Consider the following 13579-nt stretch of genomic DNA (forward strand, 5'->3'; position numbering starts at 1 on the left):
TCAGTGAGGAGGATCAGCTTGGCGTCCGGCAAGCCGCGCTCACCGACTCCGGCCAGCGAGCAGCAGATGACGGCTCACGACGGCTGGCGATCGGATGATGACGGCTAACGCGGCACAGACACCGCGCTGTGTTTCCCCTACCCCCAGTAGCGCGGTACTCGTTGTTGCCGGTCGGGAGATTGTTCACGCTACTCTATATTAGGATATTATTAACTCTACCGCAGCGTGCGTCAACGGGCAATTCGATGAAGAGTTAATGACAATAGTCAAACTTGCAGGCAGCTAAGGCCAATCAGCGTAAAGAATACTTGATGCTATTCTTAGGTCTTATTTTACGAGGGACCTTTGCGCCACGCTTATCAGACCTCAGTCGTTCCCACGCCGCGAAACGGCGAAACCGGCCGACGCCCTCAGACCACTTTCTTCTGGCCTTGCCTGCCGCCATGCGCTTCCACGGCCTTCTCGACGGCGCGCTTCAGTTCGTCCTTGATCTCGATAGTCTCGGCCATCAGCGTCTCGATCTTGAGGAATTCGAGCACGCGGTATTTCGAGACATTCGGCCGAATCAGAATATCCGGCGGATGCTGCCTGAGCTTGTTGGCGATGATCGACTGCATCATCAGCTGGGTGGCGCCATACATCAGGTCGACGGTGGTCGGATGCCTGCGCTCGGCCTCGCTCGGCGCGCCGACGACATCGACGGCGATGATGATGTCGGCATCCTTCTCGATGAGGTCGAAAGGCACGGGGTTGTAGATGCCGCCATCGATCAGCACGCGGCCCTCGCGCGTCACCGGCCGGAAGACCGCCGGAATGGCCGCCGAAGCGGCAAGCGCCGAATGCAGGTCGCCTTCGGCAAACACCGCAAGGCTGTGGCCGAAATAATCGGTCGCCGTCACCTTGAGCGGGATCTTCAGCGCCTCGAACGTCTGCGGAATCGCCTCGGGCAGGAAAGCCTTCAGAATGCGCTCGATGTTGAACTGGCTGACGCGGATGCCGCCCTGCATGGCCTCCGCGATCGTGCCCGGCCGCGAGCGCCACATGCGCGCCGCCACTTCGGCCCTACTGCCGAGGATCGACCGGGCGTAATCGTGAATCTCGGTACCCTTCATGCCCGACGCCATGCCGGCGCCCATGATGGCGCCGATCGACGAGCCGGCAATCGCCGCCGGCGTGATGCCAAGCTCGTCGAGAGCCTCGATGATATGGATATGCGCAAGACCGCGCGCGCCACCGCCGCCGAAGGCCACCCCGAAGGTCGGGCTCATCCCTTGCCGCCTCCCGCCACCAGCACCAGCGGCGGCCCGATGACCATCACCGCGGGATCCGCCGACAGGAGCTTCCTCGCCGCCGCCTTGACGTCGGCCAGCGTCACCGCGTTGATGAGAGCCGCGCGCCGCTTGATGTAATCGATGCCGAGATCATCGATCTGCAGCTCCACCAGTGTCGCGGCGATGGAGCTGGAGGAATCCAGATTGCTGATGGCGTAGGCGCCGACCATGTATTTCTTGGTCGCCGCGAGCTCCTCCTCGGTCGGGCCGTTCTCGGCCATGTCCTTCACCACCTGGCGCACGATCGAAAGCGTTTGGGCCGCGCGGTCGGAACGCGTCGCCGTCGTCACCACCAGCGCGTTGGAATGCTCGTGATCGACGAGATCGGAGCTGACGCTGTAGGCAAGGCCGCGCTTCTCGCGCACCTGCTCATAAAGCCGCGACGTGAATGTCGAACCGCCGAGAATCTCGTTCATCAGCACGGCGGCGTAGAAATCGGGATCGCTCCGCTTCACCCCCGGCCAGGCAAGCTGCAGGGAAGTCTGCGGCAGGTCGTAATTCACTTCGAGTTGCTGGCCGAGCTTCGGCCTGATGTCGGCAATCGGCGCCAGCGTCTGCCTGTCCGGCAGGTTGCCGAACACCTCGTCAAGCTTGCCGCTCAACGTGGCGGCGTCGATATCGCCCACCACCGCCACACGCAGGCCGCCACGGGCGAAATTCGCCTTGTGGAAGGCCCTGAGGTCGTCGGCGGTGATGGAAGCGAGGCTGCCTTTGTTGCCTTCGTCCGGCCGCGCGTACGGGTGCTGGCCGTAGATCGCGCGCAGCCAGCGCTGCTGGCCGATCGTGTTGGGGTCCCGCTCATTGGCGAGGATGCCGGAGAGTATCTGGGCGCGAATGCGGTCGATCGGGGCCTGATCGAAGCGCGGGCTGTTCACCGCCAGCTTCAGCAGGCCAAAAGCCTCGTCCTTCTGGTCGGACAGCATGCGCATCGAGCCATAGGTGCCATCGCGCGCCGCCTGAAAACTCATCTCGGCGCCGGCATCGTCGAGCTTCAGCTGGAAGGCCTCGCTGTCGAGGTCGCCGGCGCCCTCGTCGAACAGGCCGGTCATCAGGTTGACCAGGCCTTCCTTGCCGGCGGGATCCTGTGCCGAACCGCCGTCGAAGACGAAACGGATCGCAATCAGCGGGATCGAATGGTCTTCCACCAGCCAGGCGGTGACGCCCTTCTTCGACTTCACCTCCTGGATGTTCATCTCGGCATGCGCCAGCGCCGGCAGCAAAAGGAAGAACAGGGCGAAGCAAAGGGTGGCGACGGCGCGGTAGACCCTGCCACCTTCCGCCTCTGGGGAAGAGACGCTCTTTGCCGTTACGATTGCCAGGCTCATCATCAATTCCCCGCCTGTTGCTGCGGCAAGAGGTAGCCGGTGGTGGAGCGATCGAGCACCAGGTAGCGGGCCGCGACCGCCTTGACGTCATCGGCGGTCACCTTGCGGATGCGGTCCGGCCATTCCTGGACGTCCTTGACATTGCCGCCCGTGGCAAGCGTCGAGCCATACATGTTGGCCATGTCGTCCTGCTTGTCGCGCGCAAAGATCATGGAGCGCACGTAACGGGTCTTGGCCCGCTCCAATTCATCGTCGCTCACGCCGTCCTTGACGATGCGGGCGATCTCGGCATCGACCGCCGCCTCGACGTCGGCAAGCCTGGCGTCGCCGCGCGGGGCGCCATAGACGGTGAAGTTGGTGGCGTCGAGCATGGTGCCCTGGAAGTAGGCGCCGGTCTCGGAAGCGATACCCTGCTTGACGACGAGCTGCTGGTACAACCTGCTGCGGTTGTCGCCGCCGAGGATCTCGGCAAGCAGGTCGAGCGCCTCGGCTTCGCCGGGCCTGGCCGTGTGATAGGAGGGCACGACCCATTGCGTCGAAAAATTCGGCACCGAGACGCGCGCGTCGGTCAGCGTCACCGTGCGCTTCGTGTTCTGCTCGGGCTCCACGGGGCGGATGCGCGGCCGCAGGTCCGGGCCGCGAGCGACCTTACCGTAGGTCCTTTCGGCCATCGCCTTCACCGCGTCGGGATCGACATCGCCCGCCACCACCAAAACGGCGTTGTTCGGCCGATAATAGGCGTCGTAGAAGGCTTTCGCGTCCGGACGGTTCAGCTGCTCCATCTCCTGCATCCAGCCGATCACCGGAATGCGGTAGGGCTGGTTCTGCCAGAGCGTCGCATCGACCTCCTCGTCGAGCACCGCCTGGGGATTACCGTCGATGCGCGAGCGTCGCTCCTCGAGGATCACGTCGCGCTCGGTCTTGATGACATCGTCGGTCAGGATGAGGTTGCGCATGCGATCGGCCTCGAAGCCCATCATCTGTTCGAGGGCGGAAGGCGGCACCGTCTCGTGGAAGGCGGTATAATCATACGAGGTGAAGGCGTTGTTGGAGCCGCCGATCTCGGACACGGCGCGGTCGAATTCGCCCGCGGCGTGGTTGGTCGTGGCCTTGAACATCAGGTGCTCGAAGAAATGCGCGATGCCGGATTTGCCGGGCGGCTCGTCGGCGCTGCCGATCTTGTACCAGACCATGTGCGTGACGATCGGGGCGCGGTGGTCCGGGATGACGACCACTTCCATGCCGTTGTCGAGCAGGAAATCCTTGACCTCGCCATCGTCGGCCCCGCGGGCCGGAGCCGCAGCGAGCGCCAGCGTGCCGACAAGAAGCGCCGCTCGCAGCCCAATCCCCGTTGGTGTCATCAAGGTCTCCGGTTCCGATTGCGCGACGATAGGCAAGGTTCGCCAGCGAGGCAAAGCGAATTGTTCGGCATTTTCGAGGCGTTGCTAAAACAACCTAGCCGGCTTCGATGAAGCGGATGACCGTTTCACCGTAATTGCGCTCGTCGATCACGGAAAAACCGGCGCCCGGTTCGAACGGCGCCGAGGCAGCCTCCTCGACGACGCAGAGCGCGCCAGGCAAAAGCCAGCCGCCGGCCTTGGCCGAGCGCAGCGCGCGCTCGCCGAGCCCCTTGCCATAGGGCGGATCGGCAAAGACCAACCCGAAGGGCGAGATCGTGCCGGCTTCGCCGAGATGCGTGGCGTCGCGGCGGAAGATCTTGGTGCGGCCGGTGAGGCCATAGGCTTCGACATTCTCGCGGATCAGGCCTCGCCCCTCCGTCGATTCCTCGATGAAGACGCAGTAGGAGGCGCCGCGCGACAACGCCTCAAGTCCGAGCGCGCCCGTGCCGGCGAAGAGGTCGAGCACGCGGCCGCCTTCCAGCTTTTCAGCGTGGCGATGCGCCAGGACGTTGAACACGGCCTCGCGGGTGCGGTCGGTGGTCGGGCGGATGGCATTGCTTTTCGGCGTCGCCAGCGGACGCCCGCGGAACTCACCGCCGACGATCCGCATCGCCGCCCCTCTTCGGACCGCGCGGCCTGTCGCCGCCATCGCCTTCGGGACGCTCGCCGCGAGGCTTGCCGAACGGCTTTGCGCCTGGCTTGCCCTTGCCGCCCGGCTTGTAGGACGCCTTGCGCGCCTTCGCCTCGGCGGCCCTGGCGGCGTCGGCTTCCGCCCTGCCCTTGCCGATCGGCCGGGCACCCGGCGCCATCCACACATTGGCCTTGCGCTGGCCCGGCGGCTCGATCGGCCGCTGCTCGCGCTCGGATTTCTTGCCGCCGAAACGGGGCTTGTCGCCGAACCCGCCGCGCTCGGATTTTGCGCCGCGCTCGCCAAACGCCCTGTCCGGTTTTGTCGAGAGCTTGCTCAGCGCCTCGTCGCGGCTGCCTTCGCGGCGCTTGCGCGCCTTGATCAGCCCGCCCTCGCCGATCGGCAGGCGGTCGCCGTCGCGCGTGAATTTCGGCCGGTCGGCCTCTTCGCGGCGCGGACCGCCACCGCGCACCGGCTTGTTGGAAAACGGCTTCTGGATCTCGGCATCGAAATTGGCGCCGGATTCCTCGATCAGCCGCTCGCCGAGCTGTTCGCGCAGCACGCGGCCCTTGATCTCGAGCACATGGCCTTCCGGCAGATCCTCGAGTTGGAACGGCCCGTAGGAGATGCGGATCAGCCGCGTCACCTCGAGGCCAAGCGCGCCGAGGATGTTCTTCACCTCGCGGTTCTTGCCTTCGCGCAGGCCTAGGGTCAGCCACGCATTGGTGCCCTGCTCGCGATCGAGCGAGGCTTCGATCGAACCGTAGAAGACCCCATCAACGGCAATGCCGTCGCGCAGGCTCGCCAGCGCGCTCTCCTCGACCTTGCCGTGGACGCGCGCGCGGTAGCGCCGCAGCCAGCCGGTGGCCGGCAGCTCGAGCACGCGCGACAGACCGCCGTCATTGGTGAGCAGCAGCAGGCCCTCGGTGTTGATGTCGAGCCGGCCGATTGTCATCAATCGCGGCAGGTCGGACGGCAGCACGTCGAAGACGGTCTTGCGGCCTTCCGGATCGCGGTTGGTGGTGACGACGCCCGCCGGCTTGTGGAACAGGAAGAGACGCGTGCGCTCGATCGGCGGGATCTCCATGCCGTCGAGATGGATGACGTCGCTGGCGCTGACGTTGAAGGCGGGCGAGTCCAGCACCTTGCCGTTGACCTTGACGCGGCCCGCCGCGATCAACTCCTCGGCGTCGCGGCGCGAGGCGATGCCGGCGCGCGCCAGCCGCTTGGCGATGCGCTCACCGCTCTCCGGCGCCGCTTCCGTGGGACGCGGTCGTGGCTTGAAACCGCCTTCCGGCCTTGCGGCGCGCGGACGATCGCTGAAATCACGCTTGGGCCGATCGGCAAAGTCGCGTCCGGGCCGATCGCCGAACTCGCGCTTGGGACGGTCGAAACGGCGTTCGCCGCGGTCACCTTCGGCTGCCGCCGGCCGGTCGCCGTGTGGAGCATAGGGCTTTCGGCCTTCGCGTTTCTCAAAGGGCTTGCCGTCGCGCGGCGGGCCTTTGCGGAACGGCCGTTCGCCGCGCTCGGCTCCTTCACTGACCTCGCGCGGCTTGTAGCTGCGCTTGAAGTCGCGCGCCGGGCGCTCTCCTTCCGCAGCCATCGGCCGCTCCCCGCGCGGCGCATAGGGCTTGCGGCCCTCGCGCTTCTCGAACGGCTTGCCTTCCGGGCGCGGACCTTTGCGGAAGGGCCGTTCGCCGCGCTCCGCACCCTCACCCGTCTCACGCGGCTTGTAGCGCTTGAAGTCGCGCTCGCCTTCGGCGGCCATCGGCCGTTCACGCTTGGCAAATGGCTTCTTGGCGCCGAAGCCCGGCTTGCCGCCGCGCGGGCCGGCTGGCTTCGAGCCACCTTTGCGCGGCCCGCGTGAAGATTTCTTGTCGTCGTCCATTACTTTGCTCGTCTTCGCCTGCTACGGCGCCGCGCGCCCTTTCGGACGCCCAACGCAGGCAGTGTCATCTTGATTTTCGCGCATTTGCCAGCGCGGCAAAAACCGATTCCGGTTTTCTGGGTCTCGCGCTAGATAACAGGATCACTCTCGGGTGGCGAGAAGTAATCGGAATGGAAATCGCTTGAAACGACCGGATTTCATGGCCTTGGCGCTTGAAGAAGCCGAAGCGGCCGCCCGCCGTGGCGAAGTGCCCGTCGGCGCGGTGATCGCCAGCGGCAGCACCGTGGTCGCGAAAGCCGGCAACCGCACACGCGAGCTTTCGGACCCGACGGCGCATGCCGAGATGCTGGCCATACGCGAGGCCTGCCGGAAGCTCGCCAGCGAGCGACTGACCGACCACGATCTCTATGTGACGCTGGAGCCTTGCGCCATGTGTGCCGGCGCGATCTCCTTCGCCAGGCTCAGGCGGCTTTATTTCGGCGCCGGCGACGAGAAAGGCGGCGCGGTGGTCAACGGCGTGCGCTTCTTCGCCTCGCCCACATGTCATCACGCGCCGGACATCTATCCGGGAATCGGCGAGGGCGAAGCCGCCCTCATCCTCAAGGATTTCTTTCGGGAAAAACGCGGGACCTAGATAGCCCCAGGGCAGCCCTTACAGACCCAGCCAGTCGAACCAGCCGCTCTTCTTGCCTTCGGCCTGCGCCTTGAGCCGGCGCTCCTTCTTGTACTCGTCCTCGCCGAGCTCGTTCTGCGGTGCCGTCGTGGCAGCCTGGCGATAGGCGAGCGGCGGCTCGCTCAGATATTTGCGAACGGTCGGGTCGCCTTGCTTCTGCTCGGCGAGCCGGCGCTGAATCTCATTGCGACGCGTAACGCTGGAATCATCCGGCGACCAGCGCGGGGGGTGGCTGGATCCAGATTCCGCCATCGCTTTCTTCACTGCCTCGGGATCTGTCTGCACGTCCTCGGCGGCTTCAGGCTGATAGCTGGGATCGTTCTGGTGGGCGGTGGCGTCGGCGCGGATGCGGGCGCGGCGCGCCTCCGGCGATTCGGGCCAATCGGCGCTTGCCGTCTGGATGCTTTCCTGCGGTGGCGGCAAGTTTTCCTTCTGCCCCGGGATAGGCTTCACCAAGTCGGGGCGCGGCTTGTAATCAATCGGATCCTTGCGCTTCGGCGTGATCGAGGCAGCACCGGAGACATCATCGAAGAGCTGCGCGGCAGCCGTCTTGTCGGTTCCGTAGGTGGGCGAGCTCATGCAGCCCGACAGGGCGATGGCCGATACCACAAGCGGCGCCACCAGCGCGGCGCGCGCAAACGTTCTGTCGGTCATGCCAAAAAGTCCCACTCTAACAGCCTTTCGGTCGCCACCGGCCAACGGCACGGTCCCCTTCTTCCCCGCACTTGCGATGGAAATCCGGCGACAATTTGTCTGCCGGAGTGTCGCGTGTTTACCTCAACCACTTGTTAAGGGCAACGCACGGGCGGTTTGAGGCCGCCCGTGCGTGGCATTTGTGCACCGGCTTATGAACAGGATTACAGCCGTCCAAGAGCCTGCAGCTCGTGCAACACTGCGGCGTCGCGGGCCGAGACATCTGGAAATTCCGGATCCTGGCCGACGTCGGCGGTGTAGCGCCAGGAGCGCGCGCATTTGACCAGGCCGCGGTCCTCGGCGTTCTCCACCACAACCGCCACGCCCTTGACGTCGTCGAGCGTGAAGGCGCCTTCCGGCGCCTTGCCGCGGCTGATGACGAGGTCGCTGGTGATCGCCATCTCGGCCATATCGACATCGGCGATCGCGGCTTCCAGCGCGGCGTCGTCTATGGTGACCACCGGCACGGCCTCGAGCGAGGAACCGATCAGCTTCTCGGCGCGCGCTATCTCCAGCGCGCCGGTGACGACGCGGCGCACCTGCCTCACCTTGCGCCATTTCTCGGCCAGCGCCTCGTTGCGCCAATTCTGCGGGATCGCCGGGAACTGGTCGAGATGCACCGAGACGGCTTCCGGATGGCGGTCGAGCCAGGCCTCCTCGGTGGTGAAGGGCAGCATCGGGGCCAGCCACTTCACCAAGCATTCGAAGAGGTGGCGCACCACCTGCACGGCGGCCCTGCGGCGCAGGCTCGACGGACCGTCGCAGTAAAGCGCGTCCTTGCGGATATCGAAATAGAAGGCCGAAAGCTCCACCACCATGAAGTCGAGCAGCGCGCGGGTGATGCGTTTGAACTCGAACGCGTCGTAGCCCTGACGCACCACCTCGTCCAGCTCGGACAGCCGGTGCAGCATCAGCCGCTCCAGTTCCGGCATGGCCTCGACCGGCACATCCTGGCCGTCGTCATGGGCAAGCGTGCCCAGCATCCAGCGGATGGTATTCCTGAGCTTGCGGTAGGCGTCGATATTGGTCTGCAGCACGTTCTTGCCGAGGCGCTGGTCTTCCCAATAATCGGTCGTCACCACCCAGAGCCGCAGGATATCGGCGCCGGACTGCTTGATGACATCCTGCGGCACGACGGTGTTGCCGAGCGACTTCGACATCTTGCGGCCTTCCTCGTCCATGGTGAAGCCATGGGTGATGACCGTGTCGTAGGGCGCCCTGCCCCTGGTGCCGCAGCTTTCGAGCAGCGAGGAATGGAACCAGCCGCGATGCTGGTCCGAGCCCTCGAGATAGACGTCGGCCGGCCATTTGAGGTCCGGACGGTCTTCCAGCGTGAAGACATGCGTCGAGCCGGAATCGAACCAGACGTCGAGGATGTCCATCACCTGGCGCCATTTCGAGGCATCGTGATTGCCGAGGAAGCGCTCCTTGGCGCCTTCGGCGAACCAGGCGTCGGCGCCTTCCTTCTCGAAAGCGTCCATGATGCGCTGGTTGACGGCCTCGTCCTTGAGCACGTTGCCGTCCTCGTCGGCGAAGACGGCGATCGGCACGCCCCAGGCGCGCTGGCGCGACAGCACCCAGTCGGGGCGCTCCTCGATCATGGCGCGGATACGGTTCTGGCCCGCCGCCGGCACGAAGCGTGTGTCATCGATCGCCTTCAGCGCGCGGCTGCGCAGCGTCGTGCCGTCGCCGAGGTCCTTGTCCATATAGACGAACCATTGCGGCGTGTTGCGGAAGATGACCGGCTTCTTGGAGCGCCACGAGTGCGGATAGCTGTGCTTCAGCCGGCCGCGCGCGAAAAGCGCGTTGCGCTTGATCAGCTCGTCGATGACCGCCTGGTTGGCATTGCCCTTCTTGCCGTTGTCGTCGATGACGCGCGCCGCACCGCCCTCGCGTCCCGGACCGAAGCCCGGCGCGTCCTTGGTGAAGAAGCCGGCATCGTCGACGGTGAAGGGGATCGTGGTGTCGACGCCGCGTGCCCGAAGGTCAGCGGCCGCTTCCATCCAGGCGTCGAAGTCCTCGCGGCCATGGCCGGGCGCGGTGTGCACGAAGCCGGTGCCGGCATCGTCCGTGACATGCTCGCCCGCCACCATCGGCACCGGATATTCATAGCCGCCGCCCAGGCCTTTGAAAGGATGCGAAAGCGTAAGCTTTCCAAGCTGTTCCGGCGCTACGCTGTGAAGTCTGTTCAACGTGACCTTGGCCTTGGCGGCACATTCCTCGGCCAAGGCGTCGGCAAAGATCAGCTTCTCGCCGGGCTGCGGGCCGAAGGCGTTCTCGGCCGCCGTCACCTCGTAGAGGCCATAGGCGATGCGCGGCGAATAGCTCACGGCGCGGTTACCGGGGATGGTCCAGGGCGTGGTCGTCCAGATGACGACATGCGCCTCGACCAGATCGAGCGCTGCCCCATCCAGCGCCGGCGCGACGCCGGCGACCGGCTGGGCGAGGCTCGCGACCGGGAATTTCACCCAGATCGTATCGCTTTCGTAATCCTGATACTCGACCTCGGCCTCGGCAAGCGCGGTGCGCTCGACCACGCTCCACATCACCGGCTTCGAGCCGCGGTAGAGCTGACCCGACATGGCGAATTTCAAAAGCTCGCCGGCGATGCGCGACTCGGCATGGTAAGCCATGGTCGTATAGGGATTGTCGAAATCGCCGACGACGCCGAGGCGCTGGAACTCACCGCCCTGGACCTTGATCCAGTTGGCGGCGAAGTCGCGGCATTCCCTGCGGAACTCGTTGACCGGCACCTCGTCCTTGTTCTTGCCCTTGGCGCGATACTGCTCCTCGATCTTCCATTCGATCGGCAGGCCGTGGCAGTCCCAGCCCGGCACGTAATTGGCATCGTAGCCGCGCATCTGGAAGGAGCGGTTGATGACATCCTTGAGGATCTTGTTCAGCGCATGGCCGATATGGATGTTGCCGTTGGCGTAGGGCGGGCCGTCATGCAGCACGAATTTCTCGCGGCCGGCGGCCTCCTCGCGCAGCTTTTTGTAAAGGTCCATGTCCTGCCAGCGCTTGACCAGGCCAGGTTCCTTCTCGGGCAGCCCGGCGCGCATCGGGAAATCCGTCTGCGGCAAATAGAGCGTTTTGGAATAGTCGATCGTCTCAACGGTGTCGGTCATTGATCTGCCATCTCAGGGTACCCGACGACAAAAGCCGGGCGTTCAAGTCTTGCTTTGACGCATATCGTTTTCCCAAAACCGAAGCCACCTTCGGGCGATATGCGCTGATGTTCATGAAAAAACGCGAGGGGCGCGCGCGAAAACTCCCGGCGGCTCCAGCGGCGCTCAGGCCGCCCGGAACACCGGGCCCGTAATTCGTATCGCGATCGCGAAAAGGCGCGAAAAGCTCGTCATGGCGTGGCTTTTAGCGGATGGCGCGGCAGGAATAAAGCGCGGATTTCAAGGCATGAAGCCGCTTTCGCGGCCTACATGGTGAAATTGAAGCGGTAAGTGGTCGAGACACCGAAGGTCCATTGGTTGCGGTCGCCCCGTTCCTTCACCAGGCTGGAATCGGCAGCCGGCCCCATCAGGCGCGAATATTCGGTGAAGACGCTCGCCGTCATCGGCTCGGTCACCTTCCATGTGATCGCGCCGCCGAGGCCCGTCGACTTCAGCCCGCCGCCCGGATGGTACTCGCTCAAGCCCGAAGCAACCGCTTCCTTGGCGTTGACGCCGTAATAGGCGTCGAAATAGTTGGACGAGGCGAAGGAGACGCGCGGGCCGCCGGAAATGCGCATCGTCGGCGTGATGTCGTAGAAGGCGTCCGCGGCGATATCCGCAACGAAACCGTTATGGGCGCGAATACCGTGCCTGAGCTCCGCCCGCGCCCTTACCCAATCCAGTGGATAGAATTCGAAGAAGCCGCCCACCTCGCCGCCCCAGCGCACCGGATCGAGGCCTTTCAGCTCGTCCTTGCTGTCGCGCGAGAATATGAACTTGCCGGTCAAGCCGGCGCGAACGGAACCGTCATCGATCAGCGCCAGCGAGATGTTGTCGTTGCGCGAGGTGAAGCGCGCCTCGGGGCCGACCTTGCCGAGCGATATGATCGGCTGGGCGCTGAACATATATTTCTTGCCGCCCTCGAAATTCGGCGCGACGAGGCCGGTGGCGCCCAATGTCAGATACCAGTTGCCGGAAATCCAGCTGCCCTCGCCCGCCTGCGCGGCAGGCGCGGTCAACAAACCCATGGCAACGGCCAGCGGAATCTTCCCGACAATACGCATCGTCACCCCTTACGCGAAACGCGCCGACGGCACTACCCGCCAGCGCTCAAGCCATGCCGTGCGTTCGGTAAAATTTGACTTAAAACCGGTAACATCGCCCCCGGCAGACCAACCGACCCCGAAAGCGGGAACCGGTTTCGGGATAAAGACATGCGCAAAATCGAAAACCTAAAGCGCATGGAGCGATCTGAAAGATCGCGACGCGCTTCAGCCAACACGCCCATTGCGGCGCAAGTTCTCGATCAGATCGCAGGCCGCTTCCAGTCCGCCGGTAAGCGGGTTTGACGCTCCGTAGGCAAGGGCCGCCCGGTGCCATTGCGCGCGGACCGCCGGGTCGCCGGCCTTCCGGATCGCCTGCCGCCAGATTTCGGGATCGTCGCGATTGGGCACCACCAGTCCCGCCCCGCTGGCTTCGACATATTTTGCATATCCGCACGCGTCCGAGGCGATGACCGGCAGGCCGTTCGCGAGCGCCTCAAGGATCACCGTGCCGGTATTTTCCAAACGCGCCGCGTGCAGCATGAAATCGCTCGCAACCACGATCGCCGGGATATCTTCCTGGATGCCCAGCAGCGTGACCCGTTCCGATATGCCGTATTTGGCGATCAGGCCGCGAAGACGGGTTTCTTCTTCGCCGTTCTTGCGAAAACCGGCGACCAGCCAATGGATGTCCGGGACCGATTGAAGAGCCTTTGCCACCCGGTCAAGACCTTTCACCTTCAGTTTGTTGGCGATGGTCAAGGCAATGGCGGCCTCACGAGGAAGCCCGAAACGATCGCGGATTTCATTACGGTCGCCGGTCAGCAGCTCCGGTCGGCGCCGTTTCGGGTCGAGCGTCGGCCCGACGACGTGAATGCGGGATTCCTCGGTCCGCCAGAAGTCGCGGTAAAGCGCTGCCTGGTGTTCGCTGAGCGCGATGATCTGCACAGTGTTGCCGGGGGCAAAGATCATCGATTCGAGGTTCTGCTGGCGCATGAAGCGGGGCGAGAACGGCCGCCACCATCCGAGCTTCGACGCAAAATAAGGCGGGTCGCCGGCATAGTAGATATCCAGGCCGGCCATCTTGTTGAAACCGACCACACAGTCGAAGTCGCGCCGGACCGCCAGTACGGTCCTTCCCAAGGCATATTCGGTGCCCGGGTTGGAGAGAACACGCGCCGGATGGACTTTTATCGTCGCCGAACTCTCGACATGGCCGACTTGGCGCGTCGTCAGGATCGTTACATTATGGCCGCGCCTAACCAGTCGGTCGCTGATATTCAGACAATCTCTCTGCAGACCCCCGTTCATGAAGAGGGCAGAGATCGCACAGCAGATTCTCATCACGTTTTCCGGAGCGCCGCCTTACCCCCCAAGATCGACGAAGAGACTCCGGGTGCGCCCGGACTTCTCCGTTCAAAAAACAAGCAG

Annotated in this window: 10 protein-coding genes; 1 reads left to right on the top strand and 9 read right to left on the bottom strand. The window is 64.5% G+C overall.

Annotation, left to right across the window (positions count from 1 at the left end; translation table 11 throughout):
• Positions 1-410: 410 nt before the first annotated feature.
• From RFM41_RS29685 to RFM41_RS29705, 5 genes are all read right to left on the bottom strand, one after another.
• Positions 411-1268, bottom strand: a complete 858-nt coding sequence (locus tag RFM41_RS29685) for a patatin-like phospholipase family protein (RefSeq protein ID WP_320252828.1) — start codon at positions 1266-1268, stop codon at positions 411-413.
• Positions 1265-2656 (bottom strand): M16 family metallopeptidase, encoded by a 1392-nt coding sequence (locus RFM41_RS29690; RefSeq protein ID WP_320252829.1) that lies wholly within the window; start codon positions 2654-2656, stop codon positions 1265-1267. The genes RFM41_RS29685 and RFM41_RS29690 overlap by 4 nt, the downstream gene beginning before the upstream one ends.
• A 2-nt stretch (positions 2657-2658) precedes the next feature.
• The gene (locus tag RFM41_RS29695) at positions 2659-4017 is read right to left on the bottom strand and encodes a M16 family metallopeptidase (RefSeq protein ID WP_320252830.1); all 1359 of its coding nucleotides are present in this window, start codon (positions 4015-4017) and stop codon (positions 2659-2661) included.
• Between the two features lie 94 nt (positions 4018-4111).
• Complete coding sequence (rsmD, locus tag RFM41_RS29700; RefSeq protein WP_320252831.1) at positions 4112-4666, bottom strand: 16S rRNA (guanine(966)-N(2))-methyltransferase RsmD; 555 nt, start codon at positions 4664-4666, stop codon at positions 4112-4114.
• Positions 4647-6572, bottom strand: a complete 1926-nt coding sequence (locus tag RFM41_RS29705; RefSeq protein ID WP_320252832.1) for a pseudouridine synthase — start codon at positions 6570-6572, stop codon at positions 4647-4649. Before RFM41_RS29705 ends, rsmD begins: the two co-directional genes overlap by 20 nt.
• A 181-nt stretch (positions 6573-6753) precedes the next feature.
• Between RFM41_RS29705 and RFM41_RS29710 the strand changes: the two genes are divergently transcribed.
• Positions 6754-7206: a nucleoside deaminase gene (locus RFM41_RS29710; RefSeq protein WP_320252833.1), complete on the top strand. Its 453-nt coding sequence runs from the start codon at positions 6754-6756 to the stop codon at positions 7204-7206.
• 18 nt (positions 7207-7224) lie between these two features.
• On the opposite strand, the gene RFM41_RS29715 is transcribed toward RFM41_RS29710, so the two are convergent.
• The 4 genes from RFM41_RS29715 to RFM41_RS29730 all read right to left on the bottom strand — a co-directional run bounded on the left by RFM41_RS29715 (position 7225) and on the right by RFM41_RS29730 (position 13492).
• The gene (locus RFM41_RS29715; RefSeq protein ID WP_320252891.1) at positions 7225-7899 is read right to left on the bottom strand and encodes a hypothetical protein; all 675 of its coding nucleotides are present in this window, start codon (positions 7897-7899) and stop codon (positions 7225-7227) included.
• Positions 7900-8102: 203 nt separating this feature from the next.
• Positions 8103-11066 carry an isoleucine--tRNA ligase gene (gene ileS, locus RFM41_RS29720; protein WP_320252834.1) on the bottom strand — a complete coding sequence of 988 codons (2964 nt, stop codon included), beginning with the start codon at positions 11064-11066 and terminating at the stop codon, positions 8103-8105.
• A gap of 305 nt (positions 11067-11371) precedes the next feature.
• Positions 11372-12169, bottom strand: coding sequence for a MipA/OmpV family protein (locus RFM41_RS29725; protein WP_320252835.1), 798 nt, complete (start codon positions 12167-12169; stop codon positions 11372-11374).
• 207 nt (positions 12170-12376) lie between these two features.
• Positions 12377-13492, bottom strand: coding sequence for a glycosyltransferase family 4 protein (locus tag RFM41_RS29730; protein ID WP_320252836.1), 1116 nt, complete (start codon positions 13490-13492; stop codon positions 12377-12379).
• Positions 13493-13579 lie beyond the last annotated feature (87 nt).

The organism is Mesorhizobium vachelliae (assembly GCF_033977325.1).
In the GTDB taxonomy this organism is placed as follows: domain Bacteria; phylum Pseudomonadota; class Alphaproteobacteria; order Rhizobiales; family Rhizobiaceae; genus Mesorhizobium; species Mesorhizobium vachelliae.